At 41.5% G+C, this 24,214-nt stretch carries 26 protein-coding genes; 18 read left to right on the top strand and 8 right to left on the bottom strand.

From position 1 onward, the window contains the following. Positions 1-2: 2 nt before the first annotated feature. Positions 3-1,004, bottom strand: coding sequence for a phosphotransferase enzyme family protein (locus J3L18_RS05785; RefSeq protein ID WP_129567639.1), 1,002 nt, complete (start codon positions 1,002-1,004; stop codon positions 3-5). A 91-nt stretch (positions 1,005-1,095) separates the two neighbouring features. Here J3L18_RS05785 and J3L18_RS05780 point away from each other — a divergent pair, with 91 nt between their 5' ends. Beyond that, positions 1,096-1,656, top strand: a complete 561-nt coding sequence (locus J3L18_RS05780; RefSeq protein ID WP_091162587.1) for a fasciclin domain-containing protein — start codon at positions 1,096-1,098, stop codon at positions 1,654-1,656. A gap of 122 nt (positions 1,657-1,778) precedes the next feature. Beyond that, positions 1,779-2,258, top strand: coding sequence for a peptide-methionine (R)-S-oxide reductase MsrB (gene msrB / locus J3L18_RS05775; protein ID WP_129567638.1), 480 nt, complete (start codon positions 1,779-1,781; stop codon positions 2,256-2,258). Here msrB and J3L18_RS05770 read toward each other — a convergent pair. After that, on the bottom strand, positions 2,245-2,601 hold the full coding sequence (locus J3L18_RS05770) for a GIY-YIG nuclease family protein (RefSeq protein WP_112571944.1): 357 nt from the start codon (positions 2,599-2,601) through the stop codon (positions 2,245-2,247). The two genes, msrB and J3L18_RS05770, sit on opposite strands and share 14 nt — an antisense overlap. 86 nt (positions 2,602-2,687) lie before the next feature. Between J3L18_RS05770 and J3L18_RS05765 the strand changes: the two genes are divergently transcribed. The 6 genes from J3L18_RS05765 (at position 2,688) to J3L18_RS05740 (ending at position 7,008) form a co-directional block, all read left to right on the top strand. Continuing rightward, positions 2,688-3,464 (top strand): XRE family transcriptional regulator, encoded by a 777-nt coding sequence (locus tag J3L18_RS05765; RefSeq protein ID WP_090527624.1) that lies wholly within the window; start codon positions 2,688-2,690, stop codon positions 3,462-3,464. A 74-nt stretch (positions 3,465-3,538) separates the two neighbouring features. After that, positions 3,539-3,898, top strand: a complete 360-nt coding sequence (locus tag J3L18_RS05760) for a DUF4890 domain-containing protein (RefSeq protein ID WP_091162584.1) — start codon at positions 3,539-3,541, stop codon at positions 3,896-3,898. A gap of 65 nt (positions 3,899-3,963) precedes the next feature. Further along, complete coding sequence (locus tag J3L18_RS05755) at positions 3,964-5,100, top strand: aminotransferase class I/II-fold pyridoxal phosphate-dependent enzyme (protein WP_129567637.1); 1,137 nt, start codon at positions 3,964-3,966, stop codon at positions 5,098-5,100. Further along, positions 5,090-5,707 (top strand): dethiobiotin synthase, encoded by a 618-nt coding sequence (gene bioD / locus J3L18_RS05750; protein WP_129567636.1) that lies wholly within the window; start codon positions 5,090-5,092, stop codon positions 5,705-5,707. Before J3L18_RS05755 ends, bioD begins: the two co-directional genes overlap by 11 nt. A 51-nt stretch (positions 5,708-5,758) precedes the next feature. Continuing rightward, a complete protein-coding gene (locus J3L18_RS05745; RefSeq protein WP_129567635.1) occupies positions 5,759-6,649 on the top strand; it encodes a 3-hydroxybutyryl-CoA dehydrogenase in 891 nt (296 codons plus the stop codon). Positions 6,650-6,717: 68 nt separating this feature from the next. Beyond that, on the top strand, positions 6,718-7,008 hold the full coding sequence (locus J3L18_RS05740; RefSeq protein ID WP_091162580.1) for a YXWGXW repeat-containing protein: 291 nt from the start codon (positions 6,718-6,720) through the stop codon (positions 7,006-7,008). Between the two features lie 118 nt (positions 7,009-7,126). Here the strand turns inward: J3L18_RS05740 and argS are convergent, their stop codons facing one another. The 3 genes from argS to J3L18_RS05725 all read right to left on the bottom strand — a co-directional run bounded on the left by argS (position 7,127) and on the right by J3L18_RS05725 (position 10,466). Further along, positions 7,127-9,055, bottom strand: a complete 1,929-nt coding sequence (gene argS / locus J3L18_RS05735; protein WP_129567634.1) for an arginine--tRNA ligase — start codon at positions 9,053-9,055, stop codon at positions 7,127-7,129. 274 nt (positions 9,056-9,329) lie between these two features. Next, positions 9,330-10,025, bottom strand: a complete 696-nt coding sequence (locus J3L18_RS05730; protein ID WP_129567633.1) for an ankyrin repeat domain-containing protein — start codon at positions 10,023-10,025, stop codon at positions 9,330-9,332. 12 nt (positions 10,026-10,037) lie between these two features. After that, entirely contained in the window at positions 10,038-10,466 is a 429-nt protein-coding gene (locus tag J3L18_RS05725; protein WP_091162577.1) for a DUF1801 domain-containing protein, read from the bottom strand. Positions 10,467-10,607: 141 nt separating this feature from the next. Here J3L18_RS05725 and J3L18_RS05720 point away from each other — a divergent pair, with 141 nt between their 5' ends. From J3L18_RS05720 to J3L18_RS05710, 3 genes are all read left to right on the top strand, one after another. Further along, entirely contained in the window at positions 10,608-11,018 is a 411-nt protein-coding gene (locus J3L18_RS05720) for a nuclear transport factor 2 family protein (RefSeq protein WP_090526872.1), read from the top strand. A gap of 357 nt (positions 11,019-11,375) precedes the next feature. Continuing rightward, a complete protein-coding gene (locus J3L18_RS05715; protein ID WP_129567632.1) occupies positions 11,376-12,041 on the top strand; it encodes a response regulator transcription factor in 666 nt (221 codons plus the stop codon). Between the two features lie 413 nt (positions 12,042-12,454). Continuing rightward, on the top strand, positions 12,455-12,961 hold the full coding sequence (locus J3L18_RS05710) for a hypothetical protein (RefSeq protein WP_129567631.1): 507 nt from the start codon (positions 12,455-12,457) through the stop codon (positions 12,959-12,961). Between the two features lie 141 nt (positions 12,962-13,102). On the opposite strand, the gene J3L18_RS05705 is transcribed toward J3L18_RS05710, so the two are convergent. From J3L18_RS05705 to J3L18_RS05695, 3 genes are all read right to left on the bottom strand, one after another. Continuing rightward, a complete protein-coding gene (locus J3L18_RS05705; protein WP_129567630.1) occupies positions 13,103-13,576 on the bottom strand; it encodes a hypothetical protein in 474 nt (157 codons plus the stop codon). A 112-nt stretch (positions 13,577-13,688) separates the two neighbouring features. Continuing rightward, on the bottom strand, positions 13,689-14,387 hold the full coding sequence (locus tag J3L18_RS05700; protein WP_129567629.1) for a head GIN domain-containing protein: 699 nt from the start codon (positions 14,385-14,387) through the stop codon (positions 13,689-13,691). A gap of 90 nt (positions 14,388-14,477) precedes the next feature. Next, complete coding sequence (locus tag J3L18_RS05695; RefSeq protein WP_129567628.1) at positions 14,478-17,051, bottom strand: BamA/TamA family outer membrane protein; 2,574 nt, start codon at positions 17,049-17,051, stop codon at positions 14,478-14,480. Positions 17,052-17,393: 342 nt separating this feature from the next. Between J3L18_RS05695 and J3L18_RS05690 the strand changes: the two genes are divergently transcribed. From J3L18_RS05690 to J3L18_RS05660, 7 genes are all read left to right on the top strand, one after another. Further along, positions 17,394-17,693, top strand: a complete 300-nt coding sequence (locus tag J3L18_RS05690) for a hypothetical protein (RefSeq protein ID WP_091162570.1) — start codon at positions 17,394-17,396, stop codon at positions 17,691-17,693. Positions 17,694-18,326: 633 nt separating this feature from the next. Further along, a complete protein-coding gene (locus tag J3L18_RS05685) occupies positions 18,327-19,391 on the top strand; it encodes a UDP-N-acetyl glucosamine 2-epimerase (RefSeq protein WP_129567627.1) in 1,065 nt (354 codons plus the stop codon). A 9-nt stretch (positions 19,392-19,400) separates the two neighbouring features. Next, positions 19,401-20,228: a cytidylyltransferase domain-containing protein gene (locus J3L18_RS05680; RefSeq protein WP_223266066.1), complete on the top strand. Its 828-nt coding sequence runs from the start codon at positions 19,401-19,403 to the stop codon at positions 20,226-20,228. 7 nt (positions 20,229-20,235) lie between these two features. Beyond that, positions 20,236-21,102 carry a transketolase gene (locus J3L18_RS05675; protein WP_129567626.1) on the top strand — a complete coding sequence of 289 codons (867 nt, stop codon included), beginning with the start codon at positions 20,236-20,238 and terminating at the stop codon, positions 21,100-21,102. Position 21,103: 1 nt separating this feature from the next. Further along, positions 21,104-22,042, top strand: a complete 939-nt coding sequence (locus J3L18_RS05670) for a transketolase family protein (RefSeq protein ID WP_129567625.1) — start codon at positions 21,104-21,106, stop codon at positions 22,040-22,042. 11 nt (positions 22,043-22,053) lie between these two features. Then, entirely contained in the window at positions 22,054-23,394 is a 1,341-nt protein-coding gene (locus tag J3L18_RS05665; protein WP_129567624.1) for an aminotransferase class III-fold pyridoxal phosphate-dependent enzyme, read from the top strand. A 3-nt stretch (positions 23,395-23,397) separates the two neighbouring features. Continuing rightward, positions 23,398-24,201 carry an SDR family oxidoreductase gene (locus J3L18_RS05660; RefSeq protein WP_129567623.1) on the top strand — a complete coding sequence of 268 codons (804 nt, stop codon included), beginning with the start codon at positions 23,398-23,400 and terminating at the stop codon, positions 24,199-24,201. The last annotated feature ends 13 nt before the right edge of the window (positions 24,202-24,214 follow it).

Genomic DNA, 24,214 nt, shown 5'->3' with positions numbered 1-24,214 from the left:
AGCTATGACAATAAAAGATGAGCTGTCTCCATCCATTTTTTAATTAGCGCGACCCTATCCTTTAAAAATTTTGGCCCGAAAAAGAAATTTGACCAGTCATCAAAGTTTTCATACTGGAAACCAAGATAAAATACCCAAAAGCCGAATCCTAAATATGGAATGGCATTAATTTCTTTATCTGATAATGGCCTAACTTTACGGTAATTTGCAATGAAGACTTTGAATGCATCGCGTCCCTGTTGTTCTGTAATTTTTCCGTAGGTAACCTCCATAAAATAGTGAATAAAAAAAGAGGTGATATCGTAAGCTAATAATCCTTTCCCTGCAAAATCGAAATCAAAAAAAGTGATCTCACCTGCGTTGGTAAAATGAAAGTTCTTAGGGAGAAAATCAAAATGACAATATCCATAGCTGAACTCCCCGTCAAATTGGTTGTATTGGCCGATTACATCGAGAGCAGTATTTCTCAGATATTCATACTCGTTTTCAAGTCCGGCAAATGCAGGTTCAATAACTTTGATGGGATCAATTATGACCGTATTCATTGAGTATGCTTTACGCTGATGGCTAAGTTCAATTGAAGAGGTAATGTTATGTATGGCTGCCATCTCCATACCTATTACTTCAAGATGTTGCTCACTAAGAGCAGAAACAACACCTCCCTGTGCCCACGAAAACAACACGCCATAACGAATCCCTTCGGCAGCATTGAAAACCTGCAATATTTCGCCACATATATCAGGAATTGGCCTTGATACTTTGGCGCCCTTTTCAAACAGGATAGTTAACAGCTCTACCTCGCCCTTGATCTCTTCCAGCTTTCGGTGCGCATCCCTGTAAATTTTAAAAATGTACTTTTCGGCTGTATTTTCTATAATATAAGTGTCGCTCACATTGCGTATCAATAACCGGCATGTTGTATGGCTTAAACCATAACTTTCCTGAAGTTTTATATTTAGTGCTTTTGATGATAAGGTTGAGTATTGCGTAGGGAAGATTTCCATAGGTTAACAAAGGTAGCTTATAATCTACAAGCTGGCTATCCATTTTAAAACCTATTTATATTTTGTATGTTTAACCTATAACCTACACACTATGAAAAAGTTACTGCTGTTAATATCCATTGTATTTTGCCCGGCATTATTGCTGGCCCAAACCGGCAGCAAAAGCAGTAATACAACAACAATGATTCCTGCCAATGATATTGTAAAAAACATATCTGTAGCGCCCAATACGCATACATTTTATTTTTTCATTCAAAAAACAAACCTCGCACTCACTTACACAAGCCGCGGGCCTATCACCGTATTTGTACCGGTTGATGGCGGGTTTAGCGACATGCCTACCGGTAAGTTCGACTCCCTTGCCAAACCTGCGCATATTTGGGAACTTACAGATTTAGTAGCCTATCACGCCATTGCCGGGCAGCTAAAGGCAAGAGACATTCAGAAAAAGATCAATAAAGGAAAAGGCATAGCCACATTTACCACACTTTCGGGCGGTAAATTATTCGCTAAAATAGATAGCAACAGCAATATCGTTTTGATTGATGGCAATGGAGGTAAAAGTACGATCAGTCAGTTTGATATTAAACAAAACAACGGCATAGTACATCTGGTAAACAAAGTACTGGTACCTAAAAAGAAGCTCATATAAACAGACTGTCAAATGACAATCCTCATATAATAAAATTACGTATTTGAGTTATAGCATATAGTAGTTTCCGACAATAAAAAGGCAGCATCTATAATTAAGATAACATCAAAACATAATGGGTTATGAAAACACTCATCTTAACAGTGATAGCTTTAAGCATCCTTACGGCCTTAGGATGCCAAAATACCAATGGACAGGATACTAAACGCAAACTGAGCAAACCTGCCGCTGAATGGAAAAAAGTACTTACATCCAACCAATATCACATTATGGTTGAAAGCGGCACCGAGCCACCCTATCAGAACGAGTATTGGAACAATCATGAAAGAGGTGTTTACGTAAGTGCCGCAACCGGCGACACGCTATTCACCTCTGACGACAAATTTGATAGCGGTACGGGCTGGCCAAGTTTTGTTAAACCTGTCGACCCGAAAAAAGTAGCAATAATTACTGATAACAGCTACGGCATGAGCCGTGATGAAGTTATTGAAAAAAGTACAGGCTTACACCTTGGCCACGTATTTGATGACGGGCCTGCCGACCGCGGCGGCAAAAGGTACTGCATGAACTCAGGGGCTTTAAAATTTATTAAAAAGCCATAACCCTGCGGTTTGCATTTAATGACGGGCGCAGCTGTGGCCTTACGCGTAAGCCCTGCTCATATTTTAACCCAATGGTCAGATCTATCCAGTCGGCATTAACAGATCTGATCATTTTTTCTTTTTGCGGACGGGTATAAGTGCTCACCACTTTAAAACGTTCCATAGCCTGTTCTTCGGTATTGATCTCCTCAAAGTAAACCAAACGGTTAAGCTGTTGCGCATTATCGAAAAACAAAGTTGGCATTTCGCTGTAAAACTGGATGGTTTTCATCAGGTCTGAACATAAGCCTACATGCAGATTTTTACGGTTCCTGTCGGTAATGATATAAACAAAACGTTTCATTTTATGATAAAAAATTTGGTGAACAGATAATTATTACTAACTTTATGAGCATAAAATTACTAATAAATTTAGCAAATCCAAATTTTATGTCAATAATTTCACAAAATATTAAGTTTCTCCGCAAAAAGAAGGGTTTAACGCAGCAGCAATTTGCGGACGAATTAGGTATAAAACGTTCATTAGTAGGCGCATACGAAGAAGACCGGGCCGACCCCAAATATGACTTACTAAAAACATTAGCAACCTATTTTGATGTTACTATTGATGACTTCATCAACGAAACCATCAACGAAAAATGGCAGCCAAAACCAAAAGGCAACCCTGCTAACCTGCGCATCCTGAGTATTTCTGTTGATAAGGAAGAAAATGAAAATATAGAAATGGTACCTGTAAAGGCCAGCGCCGGTTACCTTAATGGTTATGCCGATCCTGAATACGTGGCACAGCTTCCGAAGTTTTACCTGCCTATGTTTAAACAGGGTACTTACCGCGCTTTTGAGATCAAAGGCGACTCCATGCTTCCGCTTGTATCGGGCACTATTATAATAGGTGAATACGTAGAAAACTGGGGCGATGTAAAAAGCGGCGAAACCTATGTAGTAATATCTAAAAATGACGGCGTGGTTTACAAACGCATTGGCAATAAATTTAAAGAGAACAAAAAGCTAAAGCTTATTTCTGATAACCCCGTTTACGAACCTTATGAAATATCGGGCGAGGATGTACTGGAACTGTGGAAAGCTAAAGGATATATCTCAACACAACTACCATCACCGTCACCGGAGCCTACCATGGAGAGCCTCACAGCAATGATGGCCCAGATGCAACGCTCTATATCTAACTTACAGCAAGGCAACAATTAAGTTACATCGGCTTTTTTAAACCATTACGATATATCTTTATCATACTGATAAAACGTAAATTAAATTAAAAAGCTATGAAAAAATTATTGTTAATGTGCTGCTTCCTTTTAGGAATTTCAGCAGCCAGCTACGCACAGGGTGGCATGAGAAGAAGCCCGGAAGAAAGAGCAAAAGAATTGCAAACCCAGCTTAAATTAACAGATGATCAAACAACCAAGATCACTGCGGTTTACAAAGAGCAGGCAACTAAAATGGATAGCGTACGTACTGCAGCCAATGGCGACAGGGATGCGATGCGCTCTGCCATGCGCCCAATGATGGAAGCAACCAACACCAAAATCAAAGCTATTTTAACAGCCGAACAAGCTGCGGCTTACGATAAGGCAATGAAAGAAAGAATGGACCGCATGCGCCAGGGCGGCGGTGGCCAGTAAACATTATCACATAGAAAAAAGCGACCAATGGTCGCTTTTTTTATTTTTGCACAAAACGAAGCACATTGAACCCAGCCGAAGATTTTTTAAAACGCAAACTGCAGGAGCGACAACAAGCTGGCAACTACCGTGAACTGAAACCCGAAAACAGTAGGGCTGACTTTTGTTCAAACGATTATCTCGGTTTTGCCCGTTCGTTAGTTTTAAAGCAAAGCATCGCTCAGGAAGTAAACACCAATCCGCTTAGCTTAAACGGTGCAGCCGGGTCAAGACTGCTATCGGGCAACATACGATATGCCGAAGATCTGGAAAATCAAATAGCTGACTATCACCAAAGTGAAGCGGGCCTGCTTTTTAATTCGGGCTATGATGCTAACCTGGGACTACTGTCATCGCTTGCCCAGCGTGGCGATACCATAATTTTAGATGAGTTAGTGCATGCGTCAATCATCGATGGCGCAAGATTAAGCTATGCCAATCGCTATAGCTTCCGTCATAATGACCTGGAAAGTTTAGAAGCTAAATTAAAATTGGCCAAGGGCAATTGCTATGTGGTTATTGAAAGCGTGTATTCTATGGATGGTGATGCTTCTCCCCTTGTTGAAATCCTCAGCCTCACTGAAAAATATAATGCCGCCCTCATAGTTGATGAGGCACATGCTGTAGGTCTTTATCCCAAAGGGTTGGTTTGCGAACTTAGTTTACAACAAAGGATTTTTGCCCGTATAATAACATTTGGCAAGGCACTGGGCAGTCACGGGGCTGTAGTGCTCGGTAGTAATACCTTACGAAAATATCTAATCAATTTTGCTCGTTCCTTTATTTATACTACTGCAGCACCTTTCCACCAGCTGGCAGCTATAAAAATGGCCTATCAGCTATTAAAAGATTCCCGCGAAGCTACCATCAGCCTGAAAAAGAATATTGACCTGTTTAAACAGCAAGTAAACACGGGCAAAAATTTCACTTTACTAAATAGTGATAGCGCTATTCAATGTATCGTACTCAAAAGCAATGAAATGGCAAGGGAAGCGGCTAAGCAACTGCAAATGAACAACTTTGATGTGCGGCCCATCTTAAGCCCTACGGTTGCACAGGGCACCGAGCGGATCAGGATTTGCCTGCACAGCTTTAATACGGAAAATGAAGTAACTTTGCTGGCTGTAACTCTTAACAAATTTATACTATTACATGCCCGATAAGCAACCGATATTTATTTCCGGCATTGATACCGGAATAGGCAAAACACTGGTTTCGGCTATTTTAACCGAAAAATTAAACGCAGACTACTGGAAGCCCATACAATCTGGCGACCTTGATAACAGCGATACACTGAAAGTTAAAAACCTTATCTCAAATCCGGTTACCCAGTTTTTCCCGGAGGCCTATGCTTTAACTCAGCCATTCTCCCCTCATAAATCTGCTGCCCTTGATAAAGTGACTATCGACCTGGAAAACATCGTTCTGCCTAAAACTGATAACCAGCTAATTATTGAGGGCGCCGGTGGCCTTATGGTACCGTTGAATGATAACTTTCTTATTATCGACCTTATTAAGCAGCTTAATGCAAAGGTAATACTGGTAAGCAAACACTATTTAGGCAGTATTAATCACACCCTGCTTTCCTTACATGCATTAAAAAAATATGGCATTCCTGTTATGGGGGTAATTTTTAACGGTGATAAGGATATCTATTCAAAAAGCTATATCCTCGATTATTCAGAAGTTGTCGATCTGGGGCAGATCCCTGAGTTTAAAACTATCAACAAAAAAACTGTTAAAGAGGCCGGTAAGTTTATTACCTTGTAACACCGGCAGCTTATATAAACCGATATTTTGCCGGGTTAGTAAAAAAATACTATGAAAAACATTACTGTGATTGGCTCCGGCACTATGGGTAACGGCATTGCCCACACCTTCGCGCAATATGGCTTTGAAGTATCATTAGTGGATATCAGCGACGATGCCCTGAGCAAAGCTTTACAAACCATCAGCAACAATCTCGACAGGCAAGTAAAAAAAGGCACCATCACCGAAGGGGCGAAAACAGAAACGCTGAGCCGTATCCGTGTTTTTACAGATTTGGCCGAAGGCGCTCAAAATGCCGGCCTGGTAATTGAAGCTGCTACCGAAAACCAGGAAATAAAACTAAAACTGTTTAAACAGCTCAGCGAAATTTGCAATGAAAACGTAATACTGGCATCCAACACCTCATCTATCTCTATTACTAAAATTGCTTCGGTTACCAGGCATCCCGGCAATGTAATAGGCATGCATTTTATGAATCCTGTACCGGTAATGAAACTGGTGGAGGTAATCAGAGGGTACGCCACAACGAATGCTGTTACCGAAACCATTATGGAACTTTCGCGCACTTTGGGCAAAGATCCGGTTGAGGTTAATGACTATCCAGGCTTTGTAGCCAACCGCATTTTAATGCCGATGATTAATGAGGCCATTTATACCTTGTATGAACGTGTTGCCGGCGTACAGGAAATTGATACGGTGATGAAGCTGGGTATGGCCCACCCGATGGGACCACTGCAATTAGCCGATTTCATCGGGCTGGATGTTTGCCTTGCTATTTTGAAGGTATTGCATGATGGTTTTGGCAATCCCAAATATGCTCCATGCCCACTACTGGTAAATATGGTAACCGCAGGGCACTTGGGAGCTAAAACAGGCAGTGGATTTTATAAATACACCGCAGGCAGCAAAGATTTGGTTGTAGCCGATAAATTCATGGCCTAAGCGCCGTTAAACTTTCGATGTTGGATGTTGTCAATAGTTATTATACTGAACAACTAAAAACATCTGAAATGAAAACCATTGCTAAATTAGGAATAGTACTCGCCTTAACAGGCTCATTATTTGCATCATGCTCAAGTCAGGCCTACGTAACAGAGCAGCCGGTTGAACCGGTTTACGTTCGCCCGGTAGCACCCTACCCTAATGCTGTCTGGGTACCCGGCGAATGGGTTTGGCGCGGTAACCATTACGTTTACCGCCAGGGCTTTTATGCAAGGCCAAGATATAACCGGGTATATGTTCAGGGACATTGGCAACCAACCAATCGGGGATATGTTTGGGTAAGGGGATATTGGAGATAATCGCCGCCCCTGGCCCCTAAAAGGAGAGTTTTAAAACAGAAAAGCCTTTAGCAATTTTATCTGCTAAAGGCTTTTCTTTTAACCGCGCTCGTTCCCCCTTTAGGGAGTTAGGGGGCAATTACATCCTCTCAGGCACTTCAATCCCCAAAAGCTTCATACCTTTGCTGATCACCTTGGCTGATGATGCAGATAGAGCCAAACGGAATTGTTTTGAATCCTCATCTTCGGCCTGTAAGATCGACTTTTCATGATAGAACTTGTTATATGTTTTAGCAAGTTCATATATATAGTTGGCTATTACTGCCGGGCTATAACCTTTTGCAGCTTCCTTAACCGTTTCGGGGTATTTATCAAGCAATACAATTAAGTCGCGTTCAACACCTGCCAGCTCAGTTACTATGGGTTTAAGCTCAGCATTATAATCGGCCCTGCTTAATACCGATTTAATACGGGCGTGGGTATATTGAATAAACGGTCCGGTATGTCCCTGAAAATCTACCGATTCGTTAGGATCAAACAGCAAACGTTTTTTTGGATCGACTTTTAACAGGAAGTATTTAAGTGCGCCCATACCAATGGTATGATATAATGCAATCTTATCTTCTTCGTTAAACGCATCAACCTTGCCCATGGCTTCGGTTTGCTCTTTAGCGGTTGCTTCCATCTCGGCCATCAAGTCATCAGCATCAACCACTGTGCCTTCACGCGATTTCATTTTGCCAGATGGAAGATCAACCATACCATATGATAGATGAAACAATCCATCTGCACCTGTTTTTCCCAACTTCTGCAATATCAGGAACAGCACCTTGAAGTGATAATCCTGCTCGTTGCCTACCACATAGATAGACTTATCCATCTGGTAATCATTATACTTTAACTGTGCGGTACCCATATCCTGGGTAATGTAAACCGATGTACCATCTCCACGAAGCACCAGTTTTTCGTCAAGGCCTTCTGAGGCAAGGTCTATCCAAACCGAGTTATCTGCTTTTTTAAAGAATACGCCTTTTGCAAGACCTTCTTCAATAATATCCTTACCTAACAGGTAAGTGTTAGACTCGTAGTAGTATTTATCAAAATCAACACCCAGTTGCTTGTAGGTTTCGGCAAAGCCAGCGTACACCCAACCGTTCATGGTTCTCCACAAGTTCATTACCTCTTCATCACCTGCTTCCCATTTTTGCAGCATCTGCTGGGTTTCGATCATGATAGGAGTAGCATTTTTGGCTATCTCTTTGATCTTGTCTTCTTCGCCGGCAATTTTATCGTCCAGTTCGCCAATAAGCTTCTGATTTACCTCGTCGGTTTGAGCACGTTTTTCTTTAACCTTTGCTATGGTAGCTAACGAGTCCTCTATTTTGGTCTTCTGATTTTCTTTAAAGGCCGAAAGGTCATGCTTCTCGTAAACTTGACTCAAAACAGGTTTAAGCTGTTCCCTCAGTTCTTTATCAAACAGCACATAATATTTACCTACCAGGTGATCGCCCTTCATGCCTGATGATTCAGGTGTTTCATCATTGCCGAACTTTTGCCAGGCCAGCATAGATTTACAGATATGGATTCCGCGGTCGTTAACCAGATTGGTTTTGATCACCTCGTAACCATCAGCAGCCAGTATCTCAGCAACTGAATAACCCAACAGGTTGTTACGGATATGACCAAGGTGCAGCGGTTTGTTGGTATTGGGCGATGAATACTCTACCATTACCTTTTGTCCGTTAGGCTTTGCTACCGCAAAATCATCGGAAGTAATGTTGTTATATAAACGACCGATCCAGTATTCGTCGGTTATAGAAAGATTAAGGAAGCCTTTAATCACATTAAAGGAGTCAACTTCCTTCAATTCGTGTTTAAGATACTCCCCTATTTCGGTACCGGTTTGTTCAGGGCCTTTGCGCGAAAATTTGGTAAACGGAAAGGTTACAATGGTTACTTGTCCTTCAAACTCCTTACGGGTTTCCTGTATGCTAACGGCAGCCGGTTCAATGTCAGTTTGGTATAGTTGTTTAACTGCTTTTACGGCCGCTTCTATGATAAAATCCATTCGGCAAAATTAAATAAAATGGGCAGATTGCGAATACTAAAATGGCGATGTTTACATGTAGATTAGGAGGCACCTACAGAATCAACAGCAATTTATAATGGGCGCTAAAAACAGGACACAGCTATGGAGTACTGAGATTCAAATATTGTTATGAGCCACATGCTTAAAAACATGCCTATAATCATTTCTTACCCGATTATAACAATTAAAAAAAGCCCCGATCAACACTTTTGAACCATCCATTACGTAAAACGATTAAGAATAATTATTCAACTCAAGAGTTAAACAATTTCAAAACCCCGGTCTGATTATTTTGTTCTGCCAATTTTTTAGCTGATATCCCCTGTTTATTCTCTATATCAACATCGGCGCCATATTTCAGCAACAACCTGATCTGATCCAGCTTATACTTTCGTTTCACTGCATAAAAAAGGGCGGTATTCCCATCTTTATCGACAAAGTTTACATCGGCACCATTGTTTAAAAACCATTCGGCCACTTCAAAGCGTTTCCAGTTGAATGCTGCCATGAATGGGCTGTCATCTCCAGCACCCGGGTCTGTTTGTGCACCATAGCTTTTAAACAGACCGGCGGCTTCCACATCATTATACCAGGCTATGGCATACATGCAATGCTCGGGATTGGCGCCATTAGCCAGCAAATATTCATATAACAGCTTATTTCTTCCGCGGGTATAAGCATACCAAAGCGGGCTGGCCGGAAAAAAGCCGCATTCCTCTTTTATCCGGTGGATTGAATTGATATCCATGCCTTTTGCCAGCAATAGCTTAAGCATGGTCAAACTTTCTTCGGCTTTTGCAGGGCGTTTGGCGATTTCAATGCCACACAGGTAATGAAGTGCGTTTTTACCGCTGTCTTCAGCCCAGGTAAGCCAGCCGTGATCTTTTTCGATTATCACTTTAACAGCTCCAACGTTAAGATCTTTTATGTGCTGAATAAATTTGATCATAGCTTTCTCCTTTTATTTATCCAGCAAAGTCAACCAGGTTTTCACAACGTTTCGCAAAGCTTCTTCTTTTGCCTTAACTTCTTCCATATTGTGAAAAAAAGCCAACCGGCGGCCATCGGCATAATCGCCGGAAAGCAAACCGGATGTATCATTGATCTTTGCCCCTGAGGGGAATACCAGTCTGATACAATCTTTTTGGTATACGTTCGAAACGATAATATATCTTTTATACTCCTTAGGATCAAAGGGTTTCATTTCCCCGATATATAAAAAGCTCGGTGCATTCCATTTGATATGCTCGCCAATTTCATCATCAATAGCCAGGATAATTTTTCTCAGCGCTCCTAACACCTCCTTCAATGGATGATCAAGCTTTTGCATGTAACTGTCTACCCCAGCCGAGTCGGCAAGGACAACTGGTTTGGTACTTTTGGCTTTCATGATTAACAGGTAATAAATTGGTTAAGAGGGGCTATTTAAATTTAAAAAAAGAAAACATAATACCAAAGGAACGTTGAATAGTACCATTAAATAACCCCGCATCGTCTTAACTTTGATATATCAAATCAGATTATTACCATCATGGAACAAAAGCTGCCATTACCGCCATTTAACTTTGAAACAGCCACCCAAAAAGTGCAATTAGCCGAAGACGCCTGGAACAGCCAAGACCCGGCAAGGGTTTCTTTAGCATATACCATTGACACCGAATGGCGCAACCGCTCGGAATTTGTAAACGGGCGCCAACAGGTAGTGGAATTTTTAACCCGCAAATGGGAAAAAGAATTCGATTATAAATTAAAAAAAGAACTGTGGGCCTTTACAGATAACCGTATTGCAGTACGTTTTGAGTACGAATATCATAATGCTGAAGGCCAATGGTTTCGTGCTTATGGCAACGAGAACTGGGAGTTTGACGAAAACGGCCTGATGCAAAAGCGCTATGCCAGCATCAATGACCTGCCCATCAAAGAAGAAGACAGGCGGCTGTAAAAAGAAATAGCCCATTACCAAAGCCGATGACTCTTATAATGGGCTAAACATCAATATTAAATAATTGAGCAAAAAGGTTTAGGGCTTCCTTAAATTCAGTTAATATCGTTTCGAGCTGTAATTTCAATATCCCGACGCCCCTTCGCCGCACTTGAATATTTATTTTATCAAGGGGTACAAATTAAAAGCCGGGTATAATTCTTTCAACAACCCAAATCTCGCTTAACAATTAAGAATTAAAAAGGGTGAAACCACCCTTTTTTGCTTTAAACGGCATGGTAAAATGAAATATAAGTTCATTATTTTTTTTACTTTGGCAATATGATTAACATCAGTTAACATATACACCTAATATTAATGCACACTTCAACATTTACCGGGCCTGTACAAATTGCCATAATTGATAATCATACCTTATTTAGACAGGGAATGATCAGCTTACTGGGCGATTTTAAAGAGATCAATATCCTTTTCGACGCCGAAAATGGAGAGGATATGATCAGCAAGCTAAAAAAAACCTCCTTACCCGATATTATATTGATGGATATAACCATGCCGGTAATGGATGGTTACGCAGCTACGGCCTGGTTACGTGAAAATTACCCTACAGTAAAAGTGCTGGCGTTAAGCATGTCTGACGATGATAAACCTATTATAAACATGCTTAAGAACGGAGCTGTTGGCTATATGCTTAAGGAATCGAAGATAAGAGACGTAGTTTATGCGATGCAAACTATCCAAAAGCATGGCTATTATCTAAATGAACTGGTAAGCGGCAAATTGCTTTATACCATGCAAAATAAAAATACACCCGTCGATAAATCCAAAGAGCTTACCTCTAATGAACTTACATTTCTGAAACTAAGCTGCTCTGAACTTACCTACAGGCAAATTGCCGAAGAAATGAACCTGAGCCCGCATACTATTGATAATTATCGCGAATCGTTATTTCAAAAGTTTGGGCTTAAATCAAGAACAGGCATGGTACTTTTTGCCATCAAAAATCAGATCATAACCGTTTAAAAAACGAAGGAAAAACAATAATGTTAGCAGGTTACCCCCCTGAATCAAAGATATGGGGATAATTGTAAATGTCTTCCAATACTTGCCATCTTCGCCTTTCTTCGCCCTTTCCTGCGTAATGGCGTCAACCCAGATCTTATAATAAATGCTCAACATTTGTTTCAGATTTAGCATGCAACTATTTTAACTAACCTTAACGCCGCAGATAAGTTTGTTTTACTATTTTATAACTCACAATTGCTATATTCCGTTAGTAATGGCAAATCGTGACGAGATTTCGTCATTTCAAAGTCAAACAGATTACAAATAACTCATTATCAATAATATAACAAAAAGGCATAAGTATTGATAAAACCTGTTTATTCTTAAGCAAATCACTTTTCAAAATATTATTAACCTTAAAAATCACTGTTATGCCAAATCATTTATCAACATTAGGAGTTATTCATACAGCCATAAGTCTTGTGGGAGTTGCCATCGGTTTTATTGCATTGTTTCAGGACGGGAAAATCGCCCCTAAAACAAAAAACGGCAGGCTTTACGGTGTTTTTACCGTGCTGGCCTGTTTATCCTCATTTTTGGTTATGAAAACCGGTCACCTGAGCAGTGCCCACAACCTTTCGTTTCTTATTTTAATATTATTGCCTGTTGTTTACTATGCCCCCTCCCTGCGCATTTTTGGCAGCAAGGCCGATTATGTACAAACTATAGGCATGACAGCCACCTTATTTTTCTCATTAGTACCTGCCGTAGTTGAAACGCTCACCAGACTTCCGGTTGAACAACCACTGGCTGAAGGACCTGACTCTCCTGTAGTAAAAATGGGACTTTTGATCATGCTGGTGTTATTTATTGTGATTATGATATACCAGGCGATTAAACTAAAGGGCCAACGCAAAGGGTTTACTCCAGCTATGTGAATTGATATTTCGCCGGCACTTATGCCGATAATTTAAGCAAGGGGAATCATGTATTCGTTAGGCTCAACGTGTGGCCGGCGGAATTAATAAAGTATAAACAAAAAAGCACCCCGACCGGGGTGCTTAAAAAACAAAACTAAATCAAATAACTTTATCCTGAAGTACCATCGAAAAAATACTTTTCATAGCGGCCCCGGTATTGTCTTTATAGTTTATGGTCAATTTATAATTGTCGACAACAAACGCCGAATTGGTATAAAATTGAGCGTTAGAAGGGTCGGTACTGATAACATTACTACCTTCACTTACGATTTTTTTTGCGATAACAATGTTTAATCCATCTCCTTTAGTATGAAATTTCCCGGTGTACTGAACCGTTGTTGAATTACCATTTTTATAAGTTACATCAGCCAAAATAAAAGTACTATCCGACGAGAATACTAAATAACGCGCTTGTTCCCCCTCTTTAACCGGAATATACCACTGGCCAAAAAGGGATGTATTTTTTTTGACGGGTTGCTGCGCCTTGTCTTTTTTACAGGCGCCAAGAGAAAACAAAACCGATAGCAACAGGCAAACAGTTAAATTCTTAAATATCAATACAGGCTTAATCATAAAGTGAAGGTTTTACCTATCCGTACGATAGAAACTTTTAATTCGCTACACTAATAACAAAAAAAGACCGCTCGGAAGAAGCAGTCTTTCGATATAGTAAGTTAACCAGGTTTTAATCAGCTTTGCTAACCCTGCCTGATCCCGCGTAACGGGTTGTACCAATTGTTGCGGTACCGGAATATACAACACTTCCTGAACCAGAAATACGCGCAGAAACTGTTTTACTGGCAATCAAATTAATATTTCCTGAACCTGCAATTGAAGCTTCAACAGTTTCAGTTCTTAATGATTTACCGTTGATCTCTCCCGAACCTGAAATACGACAGTCGGCCATACCGGTACTGCCATTAACATCAATTGAGCCCGATCCGCTGATTTTCAGGTCCAAAGTACCTGATTTAACAGCAGTTTTAATATTCCCCGAACCGCTTAACGCAATTTTGGCATTTTCGGCGGTCATTGTACCTTCAACAGTTGCATTTCCTGAACCGCTGTTAGCAAGGTATCCAAGGCTTTTTGCGGTGATATAAATGTTGGCGCGTTGCATATTGCGGTGGTTTTTCCAGTGATCTTTAAATTCAACTTTTAATATGCCGTTTTCTACTTCAGTTTTAATATCATCAACTACATTGGCATCAACATCAAGTTTCAGGCTTTCGGTTCCATCAATTTTAATAAATACGTTAAATGGGCCACCACAGGCAATACCGTTATAACCCGATACGTTGCGGGTTGCAGTTTGGGCGGAAGCATTAAAGGCTACCGAAACCGTTAGTAACGAAGCCATAAGTGAGAAGATTAGTTTTTTCATGATCGCGTGTTTAATAAAATGACGCTTTTTCAAAAAAAACGTTGCAATTTTTTTGATTTTTTTACCTCTGCCAACTTCCACAAAGATTCATTACAACCTGAAGTTAAGCGATATGTAAGGATACCAACCCTCGCTTGAATGACCGGCCAGCAATTGCAATACTGTTAAACTTGCCGGTGCAAAATACAACCCGCCGCCGGTACCGGTATGCCACTTATCCGAATGCTCATTTTGTATCCAAACACGACCCGTATCATAAAAGCCTACCAAACCCAACTGGCCAGGTAAAATATAACTGGCTATATCAGCAAGTTTAACCCTTGCCTGTAAATTATTGAACACCATATGCTTGCCTGTAAACCGGTTTTGCAGATACCCCAATAGGTTGCCTTGTCCGCCTAAAAACATTGATTGATAAAAGGCCGGCTTTCCGAAACTTACACCGCCACCAACACGATCAGATAATACAATAGCACCGCCAGGGATTAGTTTTTGATAGAAAGTAAACTCTGGCTTAATCTGTACAAAAGATTTGGAATAACTGTTAAGTCCTTCATAACCTTGTACTGTTACAGTAAAGTAGTATCCTTTAGTAGGCAGGATATTATTATCGCGCTGGTTTGTAGTATAATTTATCAGCGCGCCAAGATGTGCTTTATCTTTTCCAACCGTTAAGCTATCGTAAGAATTGATAAGCGATGTTTGGTTAATGAACCGCCCGGTATTTTGTGAAAGATCAAGATGATAAAACTGAAACGAAGGACCAACACTGATATCGCTGTTCTTGCCCGTATGCCAGCGTAAAGCCGGATCAAACTGATAAATATCATACCGTGTACGGTAGTAAGTACGATAACCAGGAAATTTATTTAACGGGCTTTCATTACCCAGGCCAAAAAAGTTCACCGTATTATCAGGCGACTGGATGTTGGCCTGCATCGTGAAATCGGCTTTACCAATGGCATCTATCCATTCCCCCCGGTATTTGATCCTGAAAGCATCCGTAGCAAACGAATGGGTGATCATTACCTGCTGTAATGTTGAATAAGGCAATTTCCTGAAACCATCATGACCGGTATATTGAAAACCCAGGCCAAGTAAAAAGCCATCATCCTTATTTAATGCTGCAGTGGCAAGCGGCATCCACACATTGTATAAATTGGTGGGTAAAAACTGAGTATTTGAGGTATCATTTGAAAGATGCTTATTTAATTGGCCGACGTTGCCGGTAAAATTGGTGCTATCTCGCCGACCATAAAACTTTATCGCTTGTGCAGATTGCTTAACCTCAACAGTTTTACTACCCACACTATCAATCAATCTTAACTTAATGGGCGAATTGGCATTATTAATAACTATGCGGTCATCTCCGGCAGAAACATACAATCTTATTTCTTTAGTAATCTCCGGTTTGTACATCATATCCATAAACTGATCTTTGGTTTCACCATCTTTATTCAGCTTATTAATTGTTATACGCAAAGCTTTGTCGGGAGCATCGGCAACGATGATCAGTTCGCTTTTATCAGTAGCGCGGATATCCACTATCCTATTAGTGAATTTATAATACTCACTCATTGCTGCCGGTATATTATCCCGGCGTTGTTTTAATATGGCAAGCAACTCTTTATGCCTCAATTTATAGCTTTCTGCAGGCAGGCGTCTTAAACTTTCTTCAAGCACCGCATCAGTTTCGGCTTTAACAAATTCATTGGCAATCTGCATCCATCTTTCGTAGCTTATTTGTGCATCCGGATACTGCTTCATGAACCTTGTTTTAAAAAGAGAATATTTCACATGCGGAATATCCCCTGTAAAATCTTCAAGTAAGGGATCTATCCAGGGTAGCGCAGCAATACTCGGAAACACACCCTGCGTAACATGAAATACCTGGTCACGGTCACGTGGTACAGCAACATAGGTTTTACCTTTACCATTTTTAGTATCAGCCCAGCGCCATTGATCTTCGTGCCTGTCCCAATCGCCCATTAAAAGATCAAGCATACGGGCACGCAAAAAGCCTTCTCCATCCAACCTGTTATCATAGCTTTTAAGCAGTTGCCCTTCCATTTTAAGGGTATTATCTGATGAACCAACTGGCTCCCTTTCCTCTATCAAACATACGGTACCAACAAATAACTTACTATATTGTCCAAGTGCGGGATCTTCGGCCACAACACCTATAACCGGGTTAGCATGCGGCACACGCGCCGCTTCAGCAAGAGGCGGCACAATCAAGGCCGAATATGGGTGCTGGCCACTAAACTCGTCGCCGACCCAATCAACAGCAAAGGTACCCTGCAAATTTTCGGGCAACAGTTTATCCGGTGTTTTTTCAACACTGCGCAATACCCACTCGCGGCCGGTTTTATCTTCCAAACGTAATGACTTTGATTCCATACCACCACCCTGTTTAATAGGTGATAGTCCGCCATTTATTTGCGATAGTTTTATAACGGGAAGCTTCACTTTCATGGCCCAGTCCTTACGATAGTTTTCGCCGAACAGCCAACGGTGAATCCCGCTTACATCATCATATGAGGCGTGAACACTTACAACAGTGCTATCCGGAAATTTTTGCCAGGCCGATGGCGCTATAGCCTGGGCATTAGCATACAATGCCGAGCCCGTAAGAAATAAAATAGTAAGTATCCTTTTTGTCATGAGGTGATGTGTTTAAGATGCAGGACTTAAAATACAATAAACTAACTGTTAACAAGAGACATACCAAACACACAAACATCTAAAATACAGATACTTAATAAAAATCAGCACAAAAACAAGTGGCGATATATCGTTATTTTAAAAGGTAATTCTGAATAACACAACAATATGGCTGTTATCTTAATAGTCTTTTAAACTCTTGCACAGGTATAAAAATAATCAATCTGTAATTATTTTACACATCAGGCAGGCGGTTATGTTATTACCGTTCTGATATTGACCGACAAAGATTTTGAAAGCAAACAGTCTCTACATATTAAATTTTATTAGTTTTATGGTTGTATGACCCGCAACGATAAATCGCCACACATCCTTAACGCAGCATCAAATTTACTGGGCTTGTGCTTTGTGGTGCTTACCTCATTGAAATTCCTGAAAATGTCCGACCGGACCTATATTGACGAAACAGTAACCATAGCACTTGTTTTCTTTATGCTAAGCTGTATACTGTCTTTTCTGTCTATCCGGGGAAATATAAAACCCGGTGGACGTTCGGAAGCCGTGGCCGATTACCTTTTTCTGGCTGGGATGATCGTATTATTTCTTACCGCCATCTTAATCATATTTAAGGTAATGGTTTAGCCACACCTAATTATGTAGGCTAAACTTTCATATGATCACCAATCACAAAAGTTCTGCAATATTTAATGCACCTAAAAACGGACTGAGCCTCTGGCAATGCTTTTATTATTACATTCCCCTAAAAAAAACCAGTTAAATTAGGAATTATAATATCTATTTACTGTTTGTAAGAAAAATTTTGCAATAGTGTAAATTGATTGTAACTTGTATTTCAATTAACCTTACTGCATTTTACGTTTTTTAGTTCTATCTCCTGCACTATAACCCTCTGTTTAAAGCAATTAACAGAGCGGCGCGTTTGTTAATAAATAATTTACTGAAAAATACGGCTTAACGATTTGATAACTTTGGGTTTTCATTATTTAAAAACTACCCTCCTACATTTATCAAATCATAAGTTTTAGCCAGATATGGCAACTTCTTATTTAAATTCTGAATCAGGATTTTGTAAAGAATTGCCAATGCAATATTTTGATTTTTGATATGACAACTGCTCAACCTAAGAACATTACTATGTTATCCGGCCAATTTCTTTTCACAACGGCTAACTACAGAATCTATACAAAATCGGTCTATACCTTAATGTCTTTCACAATTAAAATTTCGGGAATTAAAGCTAATTGAAATAAAAGGATGAAGAAAATATTATTCATTACCGGTTCAATTAATCAAACCACTCAAATGCACCAGATAGCTAATGAGCTGCCTGATTTTGACTGCTGGTTTAGCCAGTTGTTTACTGATAATACTACCTTAAATACCATTATTAATAAAACTACCCTGCTTAGCGGTACAGTGCTTTCTACCAAATTCAGGCTTATTTCTGAAGAGTACCTTCAAAAACATGCTTTACAAATTGATTTCAGGGCACAAAAAAACAATTATGACCTTGTTGTATTCTGTACCGATTTGGTTGTGCCCCCGCGCATGCGCAACATTAAAACCATTTGGGTGCAGGAGGGTATGATTGATCGTTACACTCCGTGGAGCAGTGTTGTTAAAGCCCTAAAGCTACCCCCCACGCTTTGCGGCAACACCTCGTTAAACGGTTCGTCAAACATATGTGATGTCTATTGTGCCGCATCAGAAGGTTACAAACAGTACTTTACAGGTAAAGGTACCAGCGAACGCAAAATTGTGGTAACAGGCATGCCAAACTATGATAACCTGGTTCAGCACGTTAATAATGATTTTCCGCACCATAACTATGTAATGGTGGCCACCACAGATATGCGCGAAACCTTTCGTATTGAAAACAGGATTGCCTTTATTAAAAAAGCGGTAAAAATTGCAGACGGCCGCCCATTACTTTTTAAGCTTCACCCGAATGAGAATGTCGAGCGTGCGGAAAAAGAAATCTACGCCAATACGCCGGCCGGTACATTGGTATACAGCAAAGGCAATACTAACCACATGATAGCTAATTGTTGTGAGCTTATAACCCAATACTCAACCGTAGTTTATACTGGTATTGCCTTAGGTAAAAAAGTTCATTCGCTTTTTGATGTTAATGAGCTTAAAAGGCTTGCACCGATACAAAACGATGGCGTATCGGCAAGAAATATCGCTGCCATTTGCCGCGGTTTTTTAAACCACGATGGCGATAAGGAAAGCTTTGACCCGGAACTTGCTATGGAAAAATACCAGGTTGGTAAGCAGGAAGCACAATTAACCGAAGAACTAATAGCGAACTGGTAATTATTTACCGTGAAACAGAAAATATTAATTGTAGTACAGGCCCGCATGGCTTCGAGCCGTTTACCTGGCAAGGTAATGCTGCCTATATTGGGTAAAAGCCTGCTGGCAAGGATGATTGAACGGCTTAAAATGATCAGTCACGAGGCTGAAGTGATCATTGCCACATCCGAAACGCCGGATGATGATATCATCATCGATGAAGCTATCAATATAGGTGTCCCTTATTATCGCGGCAGCCTGAATAACCTGCTCGACAGGCATTACCAGGCCGCAAAATTGCATAATGCAGATGTTGTATTAAAAATCCCATCTGATTGCCCGCTCATCGATCCGCGCATTGTAGACCATGTATTGGATTACTTTTTTACCAACCGTAACAGCTTTGATTTTGTAAGCAATCTGCACCCGGCTACATATCCCGATGGCAACGATGTGGAGATCATGACCATGGATTGCCTCACCAAAGCTTGGGAACAAGCAAGCCGGGAGCTGGAACTGGAGCATACCACTCCTTATATATGGGAAAATCCTCAATTATTCAGGCTTGGTAACGTAACCTGGCCTGCCGATTTGGATTATTCCATGTCGCACCGGTTTACGATTGACTATGCAGAAGACTATTATTTTATAGAGCGGGTATTCCGCGAATTATATGCAGATAACAATAATTTCTCGTGCGATGATATCCTTAACCTGCTAACTCAAAAACCCGAGATCTATAATATCAATGCACAATATGCCGGGGTAAACTGGTACAGGCACCATGTAGATGAGCTAAAAACCATTACATCTGCCCAAACCAAACAGGCACCCACAAAAAACTTACAGGAATTATAACAAGCGAATGATAACAGTGGAGAACAACAATTACCAGGAATTAACAGGCACCGCTCTGAAGGTACGGGAGCACATCATCCGCATGTCTACCGATGGCGGGTGTTTTACAGGTGCATCGCTATCGGCGGTGGACCTTATTGTTTATTTATATAGCCGCTTTTTAAACATTAAAAAGGATAATCTTGATGATCCAAACCGCGATTACCTTTTTCTGTCAAAAGGCCACGATGTACCCGCCCTGTACGGCACCTTTGCCGAGCTGGGTTTATTGGAAAAAGAACGTTTAAAAAACCACCTGCTACTTAATGATCATATTTACTGGCACCCCAACACCAAAATCCCGGGCATCGAATTTCATTCTGGCTCATTAGGTCATTTGCCTTCGGTGGCTATTGGTGTTGCTCTGGACCTGAAGATCAGCGGCGGCACAAACAAAGTTGTTTGCATTTTGGGCGATGGCGAGTTGAACGAAGGCACCTGCTGGGAAGCCATGCTGGTAGCCAACGCTTATAAACTGGATAACCTGCTATTCGTGGTTGACCGCAACCACTTCCAGGCCAATATGCGTACGGAAGACCTGATTCCGCTGGAGCCGCTTGCCGATAAGTTTGAAGCCTTTGGCGCAGCCGTTAAAAGAATAAACGGACACAGTTTTGCCGAGCTTGACGAAGCTTTCGGCGCGTTCCCTTTCCATGACGGGAAACTGAATGTAATTATTGCCGATACCCTACGCGGCAAAGGCCTGCCAAGCATACAGGAACGCGCCGACAGGTGGTTTTGTAATTTCAATGCAGACGAGATTCAGCAACTTTTATTAGAGCTGCACGGCGAACATCAAACAACATTAACATCAGAAACTTTAGTGGTGCGATAAGATGAGTTACGAAGAACTTTTAACCCAAACAGCCCTTGCCAACGAGCAGGTGATTGTAATGACCGCCGAAAACCGCGCGCTGGTACGTAACCTGCCCGGTATATTAGGCAAACGTTTTATTGATACCGGTATTACCGAGCAAACCATGATTGGTGCGGCGGCCGGCTTAGCCTTACGTGGCCGCACGCCTGTTGTACATGCCCTTGCCGCTTTTTTAACCATGCGGGCTTTTGAGTTTGTACGCACCGATGTTGGAATCGCCAATTTGCCGGTTAAACTAAGCTCATTCATACCTGGTTTTTTATCAGACGGTAACGGCCCTACCCACCAGGCTATTGAAGATATCTCTATCATGCGTGGTATCCCCAACGTAACCGTTTTTGCCCCTGCCGATGAAGACGACCTGGTAAAAATGCTGCCACAGATATGGGAAAGCAAAAACCCTGCCTATACCCGAATTAATACCCGCAAAACCACCTATGTGCACGAGCCTTTTACCATAGGCAAAGCCGAAGTGATAGCTGAGGGCAGCGATGTAACCATTTTAACCTACGGCTTATTATTTGAGCAGGCACTGATCGCAGTTGAAATACTGAAAAGCGAAGGCCTTTCTGTTGGTTTGATCAACATGCGCAGCCTTAAACCTGTTGATGAGCAGGCTATATTAAAAGCATCGGCACAAAGCAAACTGGTAGTTACGCTTGAAGACCATTTTTTAACCGGCGGTCTTTACACCATTGTAGCCGAAGTTTTATTAAAACACCGTACCACAGCTAACGTACTGCCTGTGGCGCTGAACGAAAAATGGTTCAGGCCTGCCCTGCTTCCTTCCGTATTGGAGCACGAAGGTTTTACAGGCAAACAGATTGCCGAAAAAATACTGGGCTACCAAACTACCCACAACCAACCACAAATTTTAACACCTGAATTTTCAGAATAAAAATATTGACCATGGCTAATAAAATAGACCTTAACAACGATTATCCAAACATTACCGAGTCAGATAAATTATACGAACGCGCTTTAAAGGTTCAGAAACCGGTTACCCAAACCCTTGCCAAAGGCCCGGGGCAATTTACCAAAGGCGTAGCGCCAAAATACCTTGTAAAAGGTAAAGGATCGCACGTATGGGACGTTGACGGTAACGAATACATCGATTTAAACTCGGCCATCGGCCCAATCTCTTTGGGTTATGCCTGCCCCGCCGTTGATGAAGCTATCCGTCGGCAATTAAATGATGGCATCACCTTTTCACTGATGCATCCTTTAGAGGTTGAGCTTTCGGAACTGGTACAACAAGTTGTGCCTAATGCCGAAGCGGTAAAGATCTCTAAAACAGGAGCTGATGTTTGTTCGGCAGCTATCCGCGTGGCACGTGCATTTACCGGCAGGGATAAAGTATTTTGCTGTGGTTACCATGGCTGGCATGACTGGTATATTGGTATTACCAGCCGTAACTCGGGTGTGCCTGAAGCTATCCAGGATTTAACTTACACTTTTGAATATAATGACATTGAATCAGTAAAAGCGGCTTTGGATGAAACAGTTGCAGCCCTTATACTGGAGCCTTTCATTTTTGAGGCACCGAAACCGGGCTATCTGCAGGAACTGGCAGAAGTATGCAAAGCTAATGGCACCTTGCTCATTTTTGACGAAATGTGGACAGGCTTCCGTATAGCAGTTGGTGGCGCGCAGGAATATTTCAATGTTAAAGCTGATTTGGCTGTGTTTTCAAAAGCATGTGCCAACGGTATGCCAATAGCATTGTTAACAGGCCGTGCCGATGTGATGGAGTTGTTCAACTCTGAAGTATTTAGCTATACAACCTTTGGCGGCGAGGCTTTATCATTAGCGGCTTGCATTGCTACTATCAATGAGCTTCGCGATAAAAAGGTACCACAATACCTTGACGAGCATGGTGCACTTTTAAAAGATGGCTACAACAGCCTTGCCATTGAATTGGGCGTTGATAAATACACCCGTTGTGTAGGTTTTAACTGCCGCAACATGGTAACCTTTACTCCTGATGCCGGTAACGGACTGGAAGTAAAAACCTTCATGCAGCAGGAAATGATAAAACGCGGTGTGCTTTGGGCAGGCTTCCACAATATGTGTTACAGCCATAGCACCGAAGATATCGACTACATCCTTGCTGCTTACCGTGATGTATTGCCATTGCTAAAAGCAGCCATCGAAAGCGGTAATATCAAAGATCAATTAAAAGGCGAAGTGTTAGAGGCCGTTTTCCGTAAGGTGAGCAATTATAACATTAAACCAAAAAGTATAGCCTAAGTCATGGATCTGTTTTCATTAAAAGGGAAAACTGCAGTTGTAACGGGTGCTTTAGGGCTCATCGGTCGTAAACATTGCGAAGCCCTTGCAGCAGCAGGTGCAAACGTAATAGTGGCCGATATAAACGCTGAAGCAACCAGGGCATTTGCCGCAGAACTGGGCGATAATAATTTAGGGCTGGGCGTTGACGTAACCAGCAAGGAATCATTAATTGATGCGCTCAACGCAGCACTTGATAAATATGATTCGGTTGATGTATTGGTAAACAACGCCGCCATTAACGATAAGTTCGAGAACCCGGCCATGGCCAAGGAGCTATCTGCGTTTGAAAACTATCCGTTGGAGGCTTTTCAGCAATCGCTTAATGTAAATGTTACCGGCGTATTCTTATGCTCACAGGTATTTGGTACACACATGGCCTTGCAACGCAGCGGTAGTATCATCAATATAGCATCAACCTATGGCATGGTTGGGCCCGATCAAAGCATTTACCGCGATTCGCTTGGGCAGCAAACTTTTTACAAGTCGGCAGCATACCCGGTTACCAAGGGGGCTATCATCAATTTCACCCGCTTTTTAGCAGCCTATTGGGGCCATACCGGCGTGAGGGTAAATACACTTTCTCCGGGCGGCGTTGAAGCCGGGCAAACCGAAGATTTTATTGGCAACTATTCAGCAAAAACTTTATTAGGGCGCATGGCCCAAGCGTCAGACTATCAGGGCGCGCTTATATTCCTGGCCAGCGAGGCATCGGCTTATATGACCGGCGCTAACCTGGTTGTGGACGGGGGGTGGACAGCTATTTAATTTAAACCAACTA

Source organism: Mucilaginibacter gossypii, from assembly GCF_017569325.2.
Lineage (GTDB): Bacteria > Bacteroidota > Bacteroidia > Sphingobacteriales > Sphingobacteriaceae > Mucilaginibacter > Mucilaginibacter gossypii.
The sequence above is the reverse complement of the archived record's forward strand: the minus strand, read 5'-3'. Positions and strand labels throughout refer to the sequence as shown.